The sequence below is a fragment of the Ercella succinigenes genome, assembly GCF_900002895.1.
Map to the genome: position 1 here is coordinate 1 of NZ_CDHP01000048.1, position 20,058 is coordinate 20,058.

Annotated in this window: 14 protein-coding genes, 1 other RNA gene and 1 pseudogene; 15 read left to right on the forward strand and 1 reads right to left on the reverse strand. The window is 39.3% G+C overall.

What is annotated here, in order from left to right; translation table 11 throughout:
- The 12 genes and pseudogenes from AC0KSB_RS11045 to AC0KSB_RS11100 all read left to right on the forward strand — a co-directional run.
- A partial coding sequence (locus tag AC0KSB_RS11045; RefSeq protein WP_472307022.1) for a transposase occupies positions 1–271 on the forward strand: 271 nt, incomplete at its 5' end.
- A gap of 136 nt (positions 272–407) precedes the next feature.
- Positions 408–1,370 (forward strand): PP2C family protein-serine/threonine phosphatase, encoded by a 963-nt coding sequence (locus AC0KSB_RS11050; RefSeq protein ID WP_472309232.1) that lies wholly within the window; start codon positions 408–410, stop codon positions 1,368–1,370.
- Positions 1,371–1,445: 75 nt separating this feature from the next.
- The gene (locus tag AC0KSB_RS11055; protein ID WP_472309234.1) at positions 1,446–1,982 is read left to right on the forward strand and encodes a cysteine hydrolase family protein; all 537 of its coding nucleotides are present in this window, start codon (positions 1,446–1,448) and stop codon (positions 1,980–1,982) included.
- 153 nt (positions 1,983–2,135) lie between these two features.
- Entirely contained in the window at positions 2,136–2,828 is a 693-nt protein-coding gene (locus tag AC0KSB_RS11060; protein ID WP_472309236.1) for a phosphatase PAP2 family protein, read from the forward strand.
- 64 nt (positions 2,829–2,892) lie between these two features.
- Positions 2,893–3,501 carry a S24 family peptidase gene (locus AC0KSB_RS11065; RefSeq protein ID WP_472309238.1) on the forward strand — a complete coding sequence of 203 codons (609 nt, stop codon included), beginning with the start codon at positions 2,893–2,895 and terminating at the stop codon, positions 3,499–3,501.
- Between the two features lie 205 nt (positions 3,502–3,706).
- Positions 3,707–4,084: a transfer-messenger RNA gene (gene ssrA / locus AC0KSB_RS11070) on the forward strand.
- A 184-nt stretch (positions 4,085–4,268) separates the two neighbouring features.
- Positions 4,269–5,468: an ATP-binding protein gene (locus tag AC0KSB_RS11075; RefSeq protein WP_472309240.1), complete on the forward strand. Its 1,200-nt coding sequence runs from the start codon at positions 4,269–4,271 to the stop codon at positions 5,466–5,468.
- 294 nt (positions 5,469–5,762) lie between these two features.
- Entirely contained in the window at positions 5,763–6,212 is a 450-nt protein-coding gene (locus AC0KSB_RS11080) for a MarR family winged helix-turn-helix transcriptional regulator (RefSeq protein WP_472309242.1), read from the forward strand.
- 58 nt (positions 6,213–6,270) lie between these two features.
- The gene (locus AC0KSB_RS11085; protein WP_472309344.1) at positions 6,271–7,947 is read left to right on the forward strand and encodes an ABC transporter ATP-binding protein; all 1,677 of its coding nucleotides are present in this window, start codon (positions 6,271–6,273) and stop codon (positions 7,945–7,947) included.
- Positions 7,944–9,791, forward strand: coding sequence for an ABC transporter ATP-binding protein (locus tag AC0KSB_RS11090; RefSeq protein ID WP_472309244.1), 1,848 nt, complete (start codon positions 7,944–7,946; stop codon positions 9,789–9,791). The genes AC0KSB_RS11085 and AC0KSB_RS11090 overlap by 4 nt, the downstream gene beginning before the upstream one ends.
- 42 nt (positions 9,792–9,833) lie before the next feature.
- Positions 9,834–10,547: pseudogene (locus AC0KSB_RS11095) on the forward strand (MATE family efflux transporter); the annotation flags it as partial.
- Between the two features lie 24 nt (positions 10,548–10,571).
- Positions 10,572–11,624 (forward strand): phosphotransferase family protein, encoded by a 1,053-nt coding sequence (locus tag AC0KSB_RS11100; protein WP_472309246.1) that lies wholly within the window; start codon positions 10,572–10,574, stop codon positions 11,622–11,624.
- A 910-nt stretch (positions 11,625–12,534) separates the two neighbouring features.
- Here the strand turns inward: AC0KSB_RS11100 and AC0KSB_RS11105 are convergent.
- On the reverse strand, positions 12,535–12,717 hold the full coding sequence (locus AC0KSB_RS11105; RefSeq protein ID WP_472309248.1) for a hypothetical protein: 183 nt from the start codon (positions 12,715–12,717) through the stop codon (positions 12,535–12,537).
- 493 nt (positions 12,718–13,210) lie between these two features.
- Between AC0KSB_RS11105 and AC0KSB_RS11110 the strand changes: the two genes are divergently transcribed.
- The 3 genes from AC0KSB_RS11110 to AC0KSB_RS11120 all read left to right on the forward strand — a co-directional run bounded on the left by AC0KSB_RS11110 (position 13,211) and on the right by AC0KSB_RS11120 (position 19,993).
- Positions 13,211–18,283, forward strand: a complete 5,073-nt coding sequence (locus tag AC0KSB_RS11110; protein ID WP_472309250.1) for a beta strand repeat-containing protein — start codon at positions 13,211–13,213, stop codon at positions 18,281–18,283.
- A gap of 282 nt (positions 18,284–18,565) precedes the next feature.
- On the forward strand, positions 18,566–19,270 hold the full coding sequence (locus AC0KSB_RS11115) for an alpha/beta fold hydrolase (RefSeq protein WP_472309252.1): 705 nt from the start codon (positions 18,566–18,568) through the stop codon (positions 19,268–19,270).
- 3 nt (positions 19,271–19,273) lie between these two features.
- The gene (locus tag AC0KSB_RS11120; RefSeq protein ID WP_472309254.1) at positions 19,274–19,993 is read left to right on the forward strand and encodes an EFR1 family ferrodoxin; all 720 of its coding nucleotides are present in this window, start codon (positions 19,274–19,276) and stop codon (positions 19,991–19,993) included.
- Positions 19,994–20,058 lie beyond the last annotated feature (65 nt).

The window sequence follows — 20,058 nt, forward strand, 5'->3', positions numbered from 1 at the left end:
TGCTTTGCCGGAAGCCTATCGCAAACGACTGAGAACCAGTAACAGCATAGAACGACTCAACGAAGAGCTACGTCGTAGGGAACGCGTTATACGGATATTCCCCAATGATGACAGTCTTATCCGACTGATGGGAGCAGTTCTGATGGAGCACCATGAAAAATGGTTGACCGGCAAAAAGTATTTCATAATGGATCGCTACTTTGATGAGAGAGAAACAGCAAGAAAAGAAGCGTTAGCAGAACGAGCAGCATACCTGCATGTTGTCACCTGATTCATGCAGATACCGGAAGACAATTTACACCAACTTTTTGGACTTGACTTAAAAAAACAGTAAAGATATAATATTATATTAACTTTGACTATGTATATATCGCAACTTTTTTTGTTTTTATGTTAAAATGCATCCTATGATAACTAAAACATTGACCAATGCAATTATTAATATGGGAGTGGGCAGGAAGAATCAGGAAGATGCCTGTCTTGTTTTTGATGAAATTTTGCAAAGTAATGATGTTGAAGCAGTAAAGCATCAGGAGAATGTTTTGAAGCAGGAACAAACTTTGCAAGCTGACTCAAATTCCGCAACACAGACTGAGACTATTGCTGTTAAGCCTGATCAGATAGAACGTAAAGGCCGAGGAGATTTGCCGGTACAGCTCTTTGCCGTTGCTGACGGAATGGGCGGTAAAGGTATAGGGGATATTGCATCTAACACGGTGTTACAATCTTTAAGATATGATATTGAGAAATATTCCTTGTCACCAGATTATGATGAAATAGATTTTGCCGATCTTGCGGATATGGTTAGTGAGAATGCAGATCATGCAGTCCGAAGTCGATTGTCCGCCTTCCAGGGATTACCTGTAGGAACAACATTATCATGGCTAATGATAAAAAATGATGAAGCATACACTTTTAGCATAGGCAACAGCAGAATATATTTGTTCCGTGATGATAAACTGTATCGGATAACTCATGATCATCAACTTCCTGCATCTGAGGGTGGGAGATTAGAATTGTTTTACGGCTATAGAAGGCAGGAAGGACGACTTATTCCCGACAATCTGAATAAACTTTCTTTGAAAAAAGATGATATTTTGATGCTGACAACAGATGGTCTAACCAAATTTGTTCAGGATTCTAAAATAGAAGAGATCATGAATCAGCCGGATGCTTTTGCCGGCAAGGCTCAAAGACTGTTAGATACAGCTACCGAGTCAGGCTGCAACGATAATACAGCACTTGTCGCGATAAAAATTCAAAGCTTTGAGGAATTAAAACCACCTCAGCAAACATCAGATCCGCAAAGTGCTCTTCAAAAAGACAAATCAGCTCTTTCTGTTTTAAGAAAATGGCGGCACGGTAAATAATTTGAAAAATTGTTATAATTATCTGTCTTTTTAAATGCCGCAATGATAAAATTCTATTGTCTGGAGGCGTTTAAAATGAATAAATTGTTATTAGTTATAGATTATCAAGTAGATTTTGTATCCGAAGAAGGAAACCTGACTGCAGGTAAAGCTGCTCAGGATATTGAACAGAAATTGATTGCTAAAGTAAAAGCTTATCAAGAAGCAGGGCAAGATGTTCTGTGTACCTTGGATACACACTCGGCAGAAGATTGGCAAGCACATCCTGAAGGTGGAAACTTTAATCTTCATTGTGAAGAGAACAGTACAGGTTGGCAATTATATGGTGGACTGGCAGATATGGCGCTGGAAACTATTACCAAGTCTTCATATATGCTTGATCAGACCGATATAGACTGGATTGTAAGACAATATGATTCGATAGAACTTGCTGGTGTTACAACGGATATCTGCGTTTTACAAAATGCAATAGGTTTATACAACCATGCGGCAAATATTGGTAAAAAGATTGAATTTACCTGCGATAAACAAGCTGTTGCCTCTTTTGATGCACAGGGTCATAAATATGCTCTGCAGTATATAAAAGAAAAATTAGGATTTATATTAATATGATTTCCAGTAGATTTAACTTAATTTAAATTGATGATATAATAGATTTAAGTAGTTTTATCAAAAGGATACACAAGAGTGTGTCCTTTTGAAATTGAAAGACATGGTAGAGTTTTATTTTGGATCAAGAGTCATAAAGTCTAGGAGGAATTGTTTTTGGAATTGTCTTTATCAAAAACAGGAGAATTTTTTAAGAAGTATAAGCATGCCTGGATCTTAAGCTATTTCTTTGTGTACATGGTATGGTTTTTACTTTTGGAGGAAAAAATAAAACCCAGATATTGGATGCACTCACCAATTGATGATTTCATTCCGTTTGTACCTATATTTATTATTCCCTATGCAATCTGGGTTTTCTATGTTGCCGGATTGGTTGTTTTTTTCCTGTTCACATCAAAAAATGATTATTATAAACTCTGCTCATACCTTTTTATAGGCATGTCTATCTGCCTTACCATTTATATGATTTTCCCAAATGGTCAGAAATTAAGACCGGATTTAAGTACTATGCCGGAAACTATTTGGATTCGTATGATTGCCAGGCTTTATGCATCAGATACACCGACTAATGTAGCCCCAAGTATACACACATATAATTCAATTGGAATTCATATAGCAATACTTATGTCAGAGCGTTTAAGAAAAATCAATTGGCTTAAAACAACTTCTTTTGTTCTGATGGTTCTTATTATTATGTCAACAGTATGTTTAAAACAGCATTCAATTGATGATGTTTTCTTCGCATTGCCATTAAATCTGATAATGTATCTCCTTGTCTATAAAGTAAAATGGCCTGAACTGATAAGAAGAATAAGCTATAACAAAAAAAGAAGTGAAGAAAAATTGTAATTTGAAGAACAAGAACGTATTTTTCAGTCAACGAGCCAAAGAATGACCGAGTTTGAGGTGAATGATGTTAAGATATCACTATACTGAAGGTAATGAATTCGGTATAAGACTAAGACAAGCAAGGAAAGCAGCAGGATTAACCCTGCAAAAATGTGCTGATCTGCTGAACGAAAAATATGGTATGACCATCAACAAAGGAAGTATATCAAAGTACGAAAATGGTGTGCATGAGCCTGGCGCCGGCATGATCCATTGTTTATGCGAAATTTTAGGGGTAAGTCGAAGTTTTTTATTGGGTAAAGAAGAAGTTGTAAAATATGATGCTGTCAAAGAACAGGAGAATATTATACAGTACAGAGTATATGATGAAAGCATGATTCCCAAATATCAGCCGCAAGATTTATTAATTATAAGTACACAGTACAAAAATATAAATGATTATAAAGATGGTATGTTTTGCCTGTTAATTACTCCAGAAAATAAAGCAGTCATTCGCAAACTGACAAAAAATGATCATAACTGGACTTTTGAAGCAGTCAACAAGAATTATTCGCCAATAATAGTACCTATATATGATAAATCTGATGTAAGAAGCCTATCTGGCTTTTCTATCAGAGGAATAGTAGTAGAAATGCGAAGAAAAGAACTCTTCGGAGAAACAGATGAAAATTAGGCGCGAAAAAGTAACTAAAGAAGTAATTGCAGCGAGCGAAAAAGTAACTAAAGTACTAAAGAAGTAATTGCAGCTAAAAGATAATAAAGATAATAATAAAGAAATTCGATTGTCTTCACAGAAATATTGCTTCATGATATAATAGTATGTCAGGCGATAATTATTATTCACAAAATATGAACTTATTGCCGATCAGCTCACATATGGGGGCGTACTGGTTTCGACGGGGTCGTTGAGGCCGGGGAAGCGGGTAGAGGATCCTCGTTGGCCTCTCAAAAAAACGAGGAAAAACAATAATTGCTAATAAAACAGCACTCGTAGCTGCGTAAGTATGCTACCGTCAGGCCATTCGATCTGCTGAATGGATAACTGGCGTCAGATAGCAGACCTCACCTGCGGGCAGGTTAAGCGGGACAACGAATTGAACTAAGCTTTGCATTCAATTTGTATTTATGAAGCTACCGGACTGTGCAGCCTGTCAGTAGGCTAATCAGAAGGGGAATACTCTAATTACTGACTGCACCCGGAGATGCTCTGGCGGATAGGGTTTCGGACAGGGGTTCGACTCCCCTCGCCTCCACCACTGAAAAGGTCTGAAGCTGTAAGGTTTCAGGCTTTTTGCTTTTTCGAGTGCAATACTTTTGCAATAGTTTCGTTTTCGGGAAACAGATTTCGCTATATCGAATTCTTTAGGTAAAAACCAATTGACTTTTCGACATAAATAAGTTAGATTGGATTTAAAGACTATGAGAAAGGGTGTGTCGAAAATGATTTTTAGAGAACAATATATGTCAAAAATTCGTCCATTCATGAATCAGCCTATTATCAAAGTCTTAACGGGCATACGTCGTTCAGGAAAATCTGTCATGTTAGAGCTTATTCAAAAAGAATTGATTCAACAAGACATTAATCAAGAATTTTTCATCTCAATCAATCTTGAAAGTAAGAAAAATCCATTTGATATTACAATTGAAGGAATCTATGAATATGTAAAAACAAAAGCCACTGAAATAAATCAAAAGGTTTATCTTTTTTTTGACGAGATACAAGAACTTGATGGTTGGGAAACGATGATTAACGCAATCATGATTGATTTTGATGCAGACATTTATATAACTGGTTCTAATGCTAAATTATTATCGGGTGAGCTTGCAACTTACTTGGCAGGCAGATATGTAGAAGTGAAAATTTATCCTTTCTCATATAAAGAAATACTTAACTTTTTTCCTCAAGAAAACAAATCAAAGGTATTTCAACTTTATCTCATTAGAGGAGGAATGCCATTTCTCTACCAGTTTCCAATGAATGATCGTAGTGCTATGCAGTATTTGAGTGATATTTATGATTCAATCATATTGAAAGATATTGCTACTCGGAATAAGGTAAGGGACATTGAACTGTTGAAGAGAATGATTCAGTTCTTTATAGCCAATATAGGCAATACATTTTCAGCTTCTAACATATCAAGATATCTAAAAAATGAACTACGAAGCGTTTCAACAGAAACCATTTATAATTATATAGACTACTGCAAAGCGGCCTGTTTTTTACATTTGGTACAAAGAGAAGATTTGATGGGGAAAAAGTTACTGCAGTTTCATGAAAAAATATATATAGCGGATCATGGCATTCGCGAAGCGGTATTTGGAAATAATATGCGCGATATCAATCAAACCCTAGAGAATATTGTATATATGGAATTGCTTGGTAGGGGTTATGATGTGCGTATAGGGAAAAATGGTAGCAACGAAGTAGATTTTGTTGCATTAATCGGAAATTCAAGAATATACATTCAGGTTTCGTATTTGCTCGCTTCAGATGAAACAGTGGAAAGAGAGTTTTCAGTTCTCGAATCGATACCAGATAACTACCCCAAATATGTTGTTTCAATGGATGAAATCGATAGAGGTAGAAATGGTATCAAGCATATGAATATAAGGGACTTTTTATTGATGGAGCAATTTTAAACAAAGGAAATACGTGATTGAAATTTTCTGGTTTTAGATAGGCTTTTAATCAGGTATTGAAATAGAAATATGAAAGAAGGATTGAAATAGCCCATGACTCATAAAAGAGTTGTGGGTTTTCTTGAATTTTGAATTAAGCAAAAGACATCGTTGTATTTTTGGTGGCCGAGTCTATTTCAATCCTTAGCTCAGACATCCTTTAGAAATAATGCATAAAAAGTAATTGATAATAATCCTAATTCGTACTATAATTAAAAGTACGAATTAGGATTACAGTTAAGGAGGAAAGATTTTATGACTAATAAAAATGATGCCATAAGAATTGGTAGGATTACTGCTACTCTTGATGGGGTTTATTGGAAAATAGCTAAATTGGCTGGAGTAAAGGAAAATTTATTTTGGCTTCTTTATGTATTAGATGATGGTGAGTTTCATACACAAAAACAGATAAGTGATGATTGGATGTTTCCAAAGACAACAATTAACACACTTATCAAAGAATGTGAAGAAGATGGATATATTAGACTAGAAGCGGTGCAAGGATGCAAACGTGATTTGCAAATCTGCTTAACAGAAAAAGGGCATGAATATGCAAAAGAGGTGCTGCAACCTATCTATCAAATAGAAAACAAAGCGTTGGAAAGCACATTGAGTAATGCTCCCACTTTTTTGGCAGATCTCGAGTTATTCACTAATGAACTATTTTCAGCTTTAGAAAGGTACAAAGAAGATGGGGAAAAATAAGTCTACTCTTTTAAAAATATTTTCTTTTTTAACTCCATACATAAATCATGTTTTTTTTATGTTAGTCTTCTTGTTTGTACAAGTTTTCGGGATGCTTTATATTCCAACACTGACTGCCGACATTGTCGATAACGGAATTATTCAAGGGGATTTGAATCATATTTGGAAAATCGGTGCATTGATGATTTTGGTTGCAGCACTTGTTGCCAGCGTTTCGATTTTAAGCACATACCTTTCTTCATCTATAGCGGCATCATTGGGTAGAGATATCCGTAATGCTTTATTTCGTAAAGTGCAGCATTTGTCAATAGATGAATTTAATCAATTTGGTACGGCCTCAATGATTACTCGAAACACAAGTGATATCACCCAGATACAGCAAGCGTTTTTATCATCCATTCAAATGTTGTTGCCTGCACCATTCATGGCCATTGCCGGTTTAATATTAGCATTTTCTGTAGATGTGATATTGGCTTTATCCATTATAGGAGCTATGGGAATTGTTATTCTACTGGCAATACTGATTAGTAAAAAGGCGATTCCACTCCTTGCAAAACAGCAAATACTCTTTGATGATATGAACAGCAAGGTACGTGAAAAAATCTCCGGTGTTAGAGTGATACGGGCATTTAACAGAATTGATCATGAAAAGGCACATATGGACGAAACTTTTTCCAATTATAGCAATACCGCGATAAAAATTAATAAGCTATTTGCTACTTTGATGCCTCTTATTACACTTGTAATGAATCTTAGTACATTGCTAATAGTATGGCTGGGTGATATACGAATAACAGCAGGATCCATGCAGTTAGGAGATATCATAGCAATCATAGGGTATGCTTCCATAATACTTACGTCTTTGATTATGGGAATCATGGGAATTATAGGACTTCCAAAAGCTAAAATAAGCAGCGATCGGATTACTGCTGTTCTAAATACAGATGAGGATGTCTCAAAAGAATTCCTGTTAAATGAGCAATGCAATAGCGACACGATCATTGAATTTAATCATGTAACATTTGGCTATGAAGACGCTGAAGAACCTGTATTACAAGATATTAGCTTTAAGGTTAAAAAGGGGCAAACAACAGCAATTATTGGCAGTACCGGCTCTGGTAAAACAACAATTGTTAATCTTATTATGGGTTTTTATAAATCGAATAAAGGTAATGTTCTCTATAAAGGAATAGATGTAAATTATTTATCCGAAGATTTGCTTAGAAAAAAAATAGGATATGTTCCGCAAAAGGCTTTTCTATTTAGCGGTACTATTTCAGACAATCTTAGGTATGGAAAGAAGGATGCAACGGCTGATGAAATGAATCATGCATGTCATATAGCACAAATAAGTGATTTTATTGACGGATTAAAGGATCGATTAGAGACACCTGTGTCACAGGCGGGCAATAATTTTTCCGGTGGACAAAAGCAGAGGTTGTCCATTGCAAGGGCTGTGATTAAAAAGCCTGATCTATATGTATTTGATGATAGCTTTTCAGCCCTAGACTTTAAGACCGACGCAAAACTTAGAGCCTTATTGAGTACTGAAACAAGAGACGCCGCAGTAATAATCGTGGCGCAAAGAGTCAATACAATAATGAGCGCAGATCAAATTATTGTGTTAGATCAGGGAACAATCGTAGGAATTGGTACACATCAAACCTTGCTTGCCGAATGTGAACCTTATCAACAAATCGTTGAATCCCAGTTAGGCAAGGAGGAATTGGCATGAGCAAAAAGCATTCAGCAATGAGCGTTGCGGAAGATAACGTAAAGGATGTTAAGAAAACCACATCCCGTTTATACAAAGATTTAATGGAACAAAAATGGAAACTAGCCCTAACCCTTATAGGCGTGGTGGTTAGTGCACTGTTGGGGATATTCTATCCTTTATTGCTTGCACAAGCTATCAACTTGATAGCAGATGGTATTCGAACCTCCTTATCAACAGCATCAGTATTTACAATCAACATAAACTCAATGGGTAATATTATATTTTCACTTATTGCCATATTTTTAGTTCGTGCATTATTCGGTTATATGCAGCATTATGTCTTAGCGAGTGTCGCACAAAATACTACCTTAATCATGAGACAACGAATCAGTGTGAAGTTAAACAAGTTGCCGCTTCGCTATTATGATACACATAAAAAAGGCGATATACTAAGCCGTGTAACCAGTGATTTGGAGAAAGTAGCAAATACATTACAAGATGGTGTGTCACAACTGCTTTCTTCACTTGTAGGGATGATCGGGGCGCTTGTTGTAATGTTTATGATTAGCCCATTTTTAGCCCTGATTGTTCTCGCAACTGTGTTTTTAAGTTTGGTGATTACCGCATTGTTTTCTAAGAAAACTCAATTTTATCATGCGGAAAATCAACGAGCATTAGGAGCAATGAATGCCCATATTGAGGAAGCATTCACAGGGAATATGGTTATTAAGGCATACAATATGCAAAGTGATACCATTCAAGAAACAGAAAAACAAAATGAAAATTTATGCAGAATGGAAAGAAAAGCACAATTTATTACCTATGTAATAAACCCGATTATCCAATTTATGAACCATTTAGGCTATGTTGTGATCGCGATCGGCGGAGCTGTATTGGTTCTTAGGGGCGGAATTTCGATCGGTTATATACAGGCTTTCCTGCAATATATAAATAAAGTATCAGAATCAGTATCGACTTTAGCTTATGTTTCAAACTCATTGCAAGGAGCGATTGCAGCAGCTGAACGTGTCTATCAAATACAGGATGAGTTAGAAGAAGTGCCTGACAAACATATAGAAAACTACTTATCTGAGGTAAAAGGAGATATACGCTTTGATAATGTGCGATTTGGTTATCAAGAAGATTCAATTTTAATGGATAAAATTAATATCGATGTCAAGGCTGGAAGTAAAATTGCAATTGTAGGTCCTACCGGAGCAGGCAAAACAACGCTTGTAAATTTATTGATGCGGTTTTATGAATTGCATAACGGAAAAATCACTATTGATGGCGTAGACATTACGGATATAAGCCGAAATGAACTGCGCTCTAGAATCGGTATGGTGCTACAGGATACGTGGTTATTTTCCGGAACAATCGCAGAAAACATAGCGTATGGAAAGAAAAATGCCGGTGAAAAAGAAATTGAACAGGCAGCCGAAGCTGCAAGAGTCGACCATTTTATACGTACACTACCCCTTGGCTATCAAACAAAATTAGATGATGAGGTTTCCAATATTTCTGTGGGTCAAAAACAATTATTGACTATCGCGAGAGTCATCCTTGCGAATCCGGATATTCTTATTTTAGATGAGGCTACTTCCAGTGTGGACACGCGCACTGAGGTGGAGATTCAAAAAGCAATGGCTACTCTCATGAAAAATAAAACCAGTTTTATCATTGCGCATAGGCTCTCCACTATTCGAGATGCCGATCACATCCTCGTCATGGATAAGGGTGACATTATTGAACAGGGAACTCATACAGAGTTATTAAGTGAAAATGGATTCTATGCTGACTTGTATCGGAGTCAATTTTCAACGAAAACTGCATATGATGGCGTCCTTAGCACGGTAAATTAATTCGGTTTCAATTGCCTTAGGAACCATGTTAGCAACGGGGGCTGTGCGTTTGTATCAAAAAAAATAGGTGAAAACAATATAATCGAAGCAAGACGAAGTTTTTCGTTAATAACGTTAGTAAGTCTAATAATGGGTGGGATACTCTTACTCGTTAGCATTTTATTCAAAGAACAGATTTTAAAAATGTTAGGTGCTGACGAAACAATATACACTTTGGTTGAAACATATGCAGACACAATATTTTTCATTGTACCTTTTGCCATCCTGGGAATATTATTTCAGATTTTTTTTATAACTGAAGGAAAACCACTATTAGGGATGTCGCTTTCTGTGATTGGTGGTGTAATGAATATCGTATTTGATTATATATTAATAGCTAAACTTAATATGGGGCTTCAAGGAGCTGCATTAGCAACGGGTATAGGGTATTTCTTTTCCTTTATCGTAGGATCAATCTATTTCTCAGTTGCTAGAAAAGGAACTCTGTATTTTGTTAAACCTAAATTTGTATGGAGTACTGTCAATAAATCAATTTCTAACGGTGCTTCGGAAATGGTTACGATGCTTTCGTCTAGTATCATAGTAGTTATGATGAACAATATTATGATTAGATTAGCAGGGGTAGATGGCGTATCAGCAATTACAATCATTTTGTATGCTCAAAGTCTACTATCTTCGGTATACGTTGGATATTCTGTTGGTATTGCACCAATAATTAGTTTTAACTATGGGAAAAATGAAGGTTTGATTGTATGACATATCGAAAGAAAGGGTTGAAATATGGATACTACAACAAAAAATTGGCTAACAAAAGAACAAATTATGGCTGTAGTGCAAAAGCATTTTAAAGGTGCAAAAATAACAAACATCCAAAGATTTAAAGAGGGTACGCTTAATACTGTATACTTAATTGAAGGGACTAATTCCTTAATCAATGGTGTCATTTTAAAAACAGCACCAGCAGCAGATACCGATATGCCAAATCTAGAAAAGGGTGGACTATATACAGAAGTCAATGTATATCAGTTATTGCAAGGCATAGATATTCCTATTCCTAAAATGTATGCTTATGATTTTTCCAGAAAGGATATTCCATATGATTATCTGTTTTTGGAACGAGTTAGAGGAAAGTCTTGGTCTAAACATTTGTTTGATTTTAAACTTATAAGAAAATCAGTTCCAAGGCTTATGAATCAGTTAGGTAAAATTAATGCAGTACTGCATGACGTTGAAGGGGGTTGGTTTGGATATATAAAAGATAATGCTTTTCACCGTTATGGCTTATGGAGTGATGCTTTTACAGCTATGATGCATGATTTGCTTGAAGAAGCAAACCAGCGTGGATATAGCCTTCCTTATAACGAGATTAGAGAGGCCGTAAAAACAAGAAGGGAGTTACTCGATGAGGTTAAAAAGCCTAAATTAGTGAATTTTGACATGTGGACTGGAAATATATATTTGGAAAGAAGTAAAAATAAATTAAACATTTCAGGCATTATTGATTTTGAAAGATTCTTTTTTGGTGATCCGTTAGCTACCTTTCCTTCCTTTGCCCTTACCAATCTAGAGAAAGAACCAGATTTTATATCTGGTTATAGTGAAGTAACTGGCAAACCTTTTAATCTCAGTGATGAGGATAGGTCAAGACTAATTATGTATAGGATCTATTCAGGCCTCATTGAAGTTGTGGGCACGTATCGTTACAATAAATTTATAGGTGTGTTATATAGATTTTATCTAAAATTAGAAATTAAGCATTTCTTGAAAATGTTATCAAAGCTCCCATTAAGATCGTCATGTTTAAAGACCCAAGAAGATAGGAGGTCTTTATAATTGCTAAGAGCGTATGTAATAGTTGGTACCAATAATTAACAGTAATTTATTGACCTAACATTCTTAAAACTTATTAAGGGTTCCTTTCTGCATTTTTGCTACGACAACTATTATGACATATAGGGGTACCAGACAAGAATTATAATAAAAAGCTTTAGAATGCCTGGCAATAGGTCTTTGCAGCCGTATTTGACTATAAGATTGTCTGGCACTTGGTGCCAGACAACGTTATCGATTTAAATCGTCAAATGTGCTGATATAAAAACATTTCAAAGGATTATTCTGATATCCTTGTCTGGTACTAAGTACCAGACAAGAATTATAATAAAAAGTCTGTATAAGCCTGCAAATAAAGCGTTTACAGACGTGAATTAAATTATATAGAGTGTCCTGCTTAAGCGATTTAATCATAAAATTTTCGCAGCATAGCCTGATTAATAGTAGTTTTCAAGTTATTATTATCTGAAATGGTTGGTTTAAGAAAAATGAATGGGGAAAAGTATTATTGAACCTGCTGTTATGTTGTCATGACTATTTTGTTGTTTTTTTGCTTTTTTGCAGATTTTATTTCGTTTCATGTGCAAATTTTGTTCTGCCGTTTAACATTTCATCAGTTTGCAAACCGTTTTAAAGGCAGTGCAACATCATAGAAGTTCTTAAGAGCCTAATTTGCTCTGTGATAAACATACGTCTTGTTACTGGTATCAAAAACATCAATGATTATGGCTTTAATCACTTTGTATTTATCAATCTCGGGACGATGCTTATAATAGTAATACCCAGATTTTGACAGTCTGGAAACTTCAAGTGGATCCTTTTGTGAATACTTTTTTCTTAACGCTTTGACTACTTGATATTTTTCTTGGTTTAATCCCTTGACTGAATTAAGGTGATAAGTTTTTTTGTGTATTCAAGCTCCATACTGATAGAACCATCTGGCGGGTAACATGTCATTTAGGCTGCCGCTGGTTAAATATGAATTGTACTTCATGGTAGCTTGACTATAGGACAACTCGTTTTCAATGATGCCTTTAACTAACTTTAATTTTAATCCGCCACTCCAAAGCCTACTCTTTTTCTTCCGATCTTTCATCGGAAACCTCCTGAATATGCTCATATTATTCTAAAGTACAGCTTTAGGGTATCACTTCAAAATTTTACGATACCAATTATATGTAATTTATAAAGTCGAATAAATGGCGCTTGTTTCAGCATCTACTATTCATCGTTGCATAAGACAACTAAAATCAAATAACACAGCAGATATCCATAAGATTAATGAAAGTATGGATCAAATTGAACAGGGAAAGTGGTTATTATGACTATAGGGGAGCTTAAATAGATTTTATTGTTTTAATATATTCATATTTTTGCTATTATTGTGATGGATAACAGCAATAAGTGGCAAATATTTTACGTATGCGGCTTTTTGTGTCACTAAAGTAAGATATCTTACACAGGCGACATAGCAAATTAATAGAAACCTATCAAGTTTCGCTAATTTGCGAAACTGCTGAGGGTGAAAAAGACAACGATATGAAATACAGAGAATAAATAGGACGGGGTTAATTAGGGAGGAATAACAAATGAAGAACTGCATTCGAAAGAGATGTTTACCGGTCATTTTAGCTTTGCTCTTGGCGACAACAACACTACTGGTATTTGCAGGCTCGACAGTGGCGGCATATACACCGCCAGCTCCCTTAACGGTAGTTTGGGAGGGAACAGATGAACAAAAAGCTAATTCCCATTTATATCAGGATTACATTACCAATGTGAAGATTTCTAAGTCCGGTACGGATTTGCTTAATAATAGTAGTGATGAATCAAAAAGTGGAGGTGCATGGCTTACCGATTATGGTAGAAATCCACAAATAGCCCTGACTGACCTTATAGTTGGACAAACATATGACATTTCTCTATCGGTTTATGGAATTGATTTGTCCTTTCACTATTTAGCTGTTTATATTGATTGGAATCATAATAACATCGCAGGTGAAGAGCCTATTGAACGAATAGCAAGCTGGTCTGGGTATTCTGGTACTGATACGAGCAGTACACAAACGGCAACATTCACAGTGCCGGAAGGTGCGACCAGCGGTATGGCATATATGCGTGTTATGTTGGATGCTGATAGTGACAATCCACCATCGGGAGACTACACTTGTGCTATAGAGCATGGCGAAATTGAAGACTATGTAATCAATGTTCAATCTAGTAACGACGCACCGGCTGCTTCCGATGTATCGATATCCGGCACCCCCACCTACGGCCAACAGCTAGCAGGTAGCTACACCTACAGTGACGCAGATGGTGACTTAGAAGGTGAAACCACATTCCAATGGTATCGCGCAGATAATTCTAGCGGAACTGGTGCGACAGCAATCAGCGGCGCATCGGGAACAACATATAATTTAACCGCAGAAGATATTGGTAAATATATCGGCTTCGAGGTCACACCGGTGGCGGCGGCAGGAATAAGTCCTGGTACTCCGGTCAGTGATTACACGACATCAGCTGTGCAGAAGGCAGACTGTGCTACGGCCACGGGTATCACACCAGCACTGTCAAGCAAAACGGACACCTCCGTGACGCTGAACTCTGTGGCGGGATACGAATATATATGCGTGACTAGCGGCGCGGATGTATTAACTGGTACATGGACGGACAGTAATATGTTCAGCGGCTTAGCAGCCAACACAGCCTATGATTTATATCAGAGGGTGAAGGAAACGTCAACGCACAAAGCGTCTGATATATCGGCAAAGCTTGAGGTGACTACGTATACCACGCCCACGGTTAGTTCTGTAAACGTTCCTCCTAACGGAGTTTATGGAACGGGACAGAACCTTGATTTCACGGTCACTTTTGGCGAAGCTGTTACGGTCAATACAGTCGGAGGAACGCCGATCATTCCCCTAACAATTGGTGCGACATCGGTTAACGCAACCTATGTTAGCGGCTCTGGCACAGCAGCCCTTGTCTTCCGCTATACGGTTGGGTCGGGCATGTTAGACAGCAATGGTATTTCCGTGGGAGGAACAATATCCTTGAATGGCGGCACGATAAAGAGTGCGAATAACATTGACGCTAGCTTAACACTGAACAACGTTGGCAACACGACAAATGTGCTTGTTGATGCGGTTGCTCCTATTGTAACATCGGTTAGTGTTCCCGCAAACGGAACTTACAAAGCTGGAAACAATTTGGACTTCACAGTTAATTTCAGTGAAGTTGTTACGGTCAATACAGGCGGAGGAACACCGCGCATTGCTCTGACTGTTGGTTCAACAACGGTTTATGCAAACTATATGAGTGGCTCTGGCACATCAGCTATTGTCTTCAGATATACGGTCGAGTCGGGCATGTTGGACAGTGATGGTATCTCCGTGGGAGGAATAATATCCTTGAACGGCGGTACGATAAAGGATGCTGCGGGCAATAACGTCATCTTACCGCTGAACAGCGTTGGAAGTACGGCGAGTGTGCTTGTTGATGCGGTTGCTCCTACTGTTACATCGGTTGGCACCCCAACAGATGGAACGTACACATCAGGGCAGAATTTGGACTTTACGGTTAATTTCAGTGAAGTTGTTACGGTCAATACAGGCGGAGGAACACCGTATCTGACACTGATGATCGGTTCATCCACTGTTCATGCTGTATACTTATCCGGCAGTGGAACCGCTGCGCTCACCTTCCGGTATACAGTCGTAATGGGTGACTTGGATACAAATGGCGTGGAACTCTTATCTAATATCGCAATAAATGGCGGAACGATAAAAGATACGGCAGGCAACAGTGCGACGTTGACATTTACCGGCAGCACCTTAATCGGTGTTTTAGTGAAAAAGACGCAGACAATCACGTTTGCAAATCCCGGCGCGCAGAGTTTTGGCACCAGCCCAACGCTATCAGCTACCGCAAGCTCAGGGCTGCCTGTCACGTTTACCAGCTCAACTACTGGCACTGGCACCATAACCAGTAATGGTGCTCTGACGTTTATCACAGCTGGAACAGTGACTATAAACGCCGAACAAGCAGGGAATGACGAGTACCTCCCTGCACCGACGATATCACATTCCTTTACTGTTAACCCTGTTGTTCCCGGTGCGCCGACAAATGTCGTAGCGACAGCAGGCGACACACAGGCAATGATCAGCTTTTCTCCTCCAGCTTTTAACGGCGGTGTGATGATCACCGGATACACCGTGACATGCAATCCCTCGGATGTCGCTCAGGTATCAGGTGCGGGAAGTCCGATTATAGTGACGGGGCTGACCAATGGGCAGGCATATACTTTCACGGTAACGGCGACGAACAGCGCGGGCACGGGTGCGGCATCTACTGCGTCCAACAGCGTGACACCCGCGGCGATTCAGACAATTACGTTTGTAAATCCCGGCGCACAGAATTTCGGCACCAACCCGACACTGACCGCGACAACGGATTCAGGGCTCACGGTATCTTTTTCCAGCGGGGATACTGACGTAGCGACAATCACTTCTGGTGGCAACCTAACATTCCATAAAGCGGGAACAGCAATTATTCACGCCGATCAAGCGGGAAACGCCTCATATCTTCCTGCCGCGAGGGTAACAAGAGCGTTTGCTGTTAACCCTGTTGTTCCCGGCGCACCGACAGGTGTCACAGCGATGGCGGGTGACGGTCAGGCTACCATCAACTTTACACCTCCATCTTTTACCGGTGGCACAATGATCACGGGTTATACAGTCACATCAAACCCAGGGGGCTTCACAGGTGTAAGCTCTGGAAGCCCAATCACAGTGTCGGGACTCACCAATGGACAGTCATATACGTTCACGGTAACGGCGACAAACAGTGCGGGCACGGGTGCCGCATCTGCTGCGTCCAGCAGCGTGACACCAGCTGCTGTGCCGACGATATCGGGCATATCTCCCGCAAGCGGTACTCTGACGGGCGGTATGAGCGTGACCATAATGGGGACTGGTTTTACAGATGCAACGGCAGTTAAATTCGGTAACACAAATGCGGCTTCGTTTACGGTTGATTCGGATACTCAGATTACAGCGACATCTCCTGCACATAGCTCTGGATCTGTGTATGTCACTGTGATCACACCTGGCGGCACAAGCGCAACAAGCGCGAGCAGTCTGTATACATTTGCAGACACCACTGCGCCCACATTAACTGCTGCCAGCGCAAGTGCGGTGACGTTATCCGATGTAACTTTGAATTTCACTTCCAACGAAGCGGGAACGTATTATTACCTTGTTTATGCGGCTGCGGACCCGGCTCCAAGCGCGGCAACAGTCAAAGCGCAGGGTATGGCAGTTGCCAAAGGTACCGGAGCGGCCACAGCATCAACTAATACAATAAGCGTGACCGGATTATCATCTTCCACTGAGTATAAGGCGTATGTAATCGTCGAGGATGTGGCAGGTAACATGTCGGCCGTGGCCGGGATTTCATTTATAACCAAAATTAAGCTATCAGCGCCGACGGGGCTTGCGTGGGATTCGACGGTTCTCGGAAAGGCAAAATGGAATGCGGTGACAAACTCGAGCAGTTACAGCGTAAGGCTGTATAAGAACGGCAACGCGCAGGGTAGCGCAATCAACGTAGCAGCCGGTACACTCTATTATGATTTTACCAGCGCAATCACTACACTGGGTACGGGGACATACATCTTCGAAGTGATGGCAAAGGGTGATGGAAGCAACACCTTCAACAGCAATGTGTCTGTGGTAAGCATTGGATACAGCTATGTAACGCCAACACCGACACCGACACCAACACCGAAGCCGACACCAACACCGGTACCAACACCGAAGCCGACACCAACACCGGTACCAACACCGAAGCCGACACCTACACCGGTACCAACACCGAAGCCGACACCTACACCGAAGCCGACACCTACACCGGTACCAACACCAAAGCCGACACCTACGCCGGTACCAACACCAATACCGACACCTACGCCGGTACCAACACCAATACCGACACCTACGCCGGCACCAACACCAATACCGACACCTACGCCGGTACCAACGCCAATACCGACACCTACGCCGGTACCAACGCCAACACCGACACCTACGCCGGCACCAATACCAATACCGACACCTACGCCGGTACCAACACCGACACCGACACTTACGCCTTCTCAGTCGACTGAGGGCAACACAAGGACGATTACAGGTACGTTGCTTGACTCAAACAGCAACCCAATGGCCGGATACGTGGTGGAACTGCATTCCGATCCGATTATTACAGTAACGGATGCAAATGGACTTTATGCATTCTACGATGTGGATTACACCAGCCATGAGTTGATCGTGAAAACGCCCGCAGGTAACAAAATTGCTGCGTTTGAGTTGGCCTTCTCAGAAGGGGAGGAATTTAGTACGGATATGACGGATAAGGGTGTGAACATTTTTTACACCAGAAGTACGGAAACGGTTAACATCGAGGTTAAGCTGATACCAGGTGAGAGCGGTGCAACGATATCGAAAGTTTCGAGCTCAGATGTGCCGCAGACAAGTGGTACACTTGGAAGCATTGGCTCAGCCCTTTTGTGGGTTGTCGGTAGTGTTGCAGTGTTGATACTGATTACTTTGTTTGTTATCATCTTGCTGAAGAAAAAGAAAGAAAACCAGAAAGAGTCTATATAAATAATTTCGAAGAGGGCAGTGAAAAGCGTAGTATTGCCCTCTTCTTTATGGTGTGCCACTTATAGAACTTTATTTGATTTCTTGGGTATGTAGCGACCACCCTGTGCACTTTTAACTTGGTGTCCGATTTAGCGTGAGATGGACAAGATGGGACAAAACGCAAATGCATGTTATATAAATTTAACCATATTTATATAGGTCTAATAGAAAGTTCAAGAAAATGGTATTCAATATAAGGTTCATTAAGAAATTAGTAATTAGAATTATACGAGGAGAAAATATATGAAAAAGCGGCTTAAAATAGCACTGATTACGATCATATCGCTTGTTATTATTTTGGTTGGTGCTTTTCTAGTATATGCTTCTGATTATTATAGAGCCGACGGTGTGGCGATTGCAGTCCTGCAAAGTGATGCAGTAACAAGAGTCGAAGACAACTTCATTATGTTATCTCCTACCGAACCTGGGAATACTGCTGTAATTTTTTATCCGGGAGCGAAGGTGGAGTATATTTCTTATTTGCCTTTGCTGGAAAAAATTACACAGAGTTCTAACGTAACTTGCATTCTCGTTAAAATGCCGTTCAATATGGCTATTTTCGATGCAAATGCCGCCGATAAGATTATTAGCCGATTTTCTGATATTGATAATTGGTATATAGCAGGTCATTCTATGGGTGGAGCAATGGCCAGCGACTATGCATCAAAGAACCAAGACAAAATAAAGGGACTTATATTGTTAGGTGCATATATATATGGAGATTACCCTGCTGAAAATGCTTTGACGGTTTACGGTTCATTTAATACAAGCGTAGAAGAGAAAATAAGCTATACCGAAAATATTGTCGTTATAGAGGGAGGAAACCATGCCCAGTTCGGCAATTACGGCAAACAAAAGGGTGATCCTGACGCCACGATTTCAAGCGAAGAACAGCAGAATATCGCTGTAGAAGCTGTCCGAGAATTTTTACAGAAAGGAAAGTATTAATTTGTGATATATTATTTTTCAGGCACAGGAAACTCAAAGTGGATTGCTGAGCAGCTTGCGACAAAAACGAATGATGTTGCGGTCAATATGATTGAGTGTTCCGTTCTCCCTTCGATTGACAATCAAACAATCGGTATTGTTTTTCCTATCTATGCTTGGGGAGCACCGGAACCGGTACTGGAGTTTGTAAAAAAACTTGCAGGTAAGCCTGCTTTTACTTTTGGAGTATGTTCTTGCGGGGCTGATGCTGGCTATGCAATGGAAAAATTAAGCAGTATATTTCCTTTGAACAGCTCATATTCTGTTGAAATGCCCAGTAATTATATTATATTAGCGGATGTGGAGAGCGACGAGAGCATAATCGCAAAGATCGCCAAAGCTAAAGAAAATCTTAAAATTATTGCGAATCAGATTATCACAAAGAAATCTATCAATAATGTAAACAAAGGGAAATTGCCTTGGGTTAAGTCCGCCCTTGCCAACTTCGGTTTTAACAAGTTTGCACGCAGTACCAAACCGTTTTATGTCACAGACAAATGTACTTCCTGTGGACTATGCGCTAAAATTTGTCCCGCAAAAACGATTAGAATTATTGATGGTAAACCAAGTTGGAGCAAGAGATGTTATCAATGTACAGCTTGTATCAATCGATGCCCGGTAAAAGCGATTGAATACGGAAAAGGAACTACGACAAGAAGCAGATATCAGTTCAAAGAAAATTAGAAAAGCTGATAGCAACCATATGAAGGAGAAGTATGATGATGGCAGAACTACTGCTTTTAGGCAAG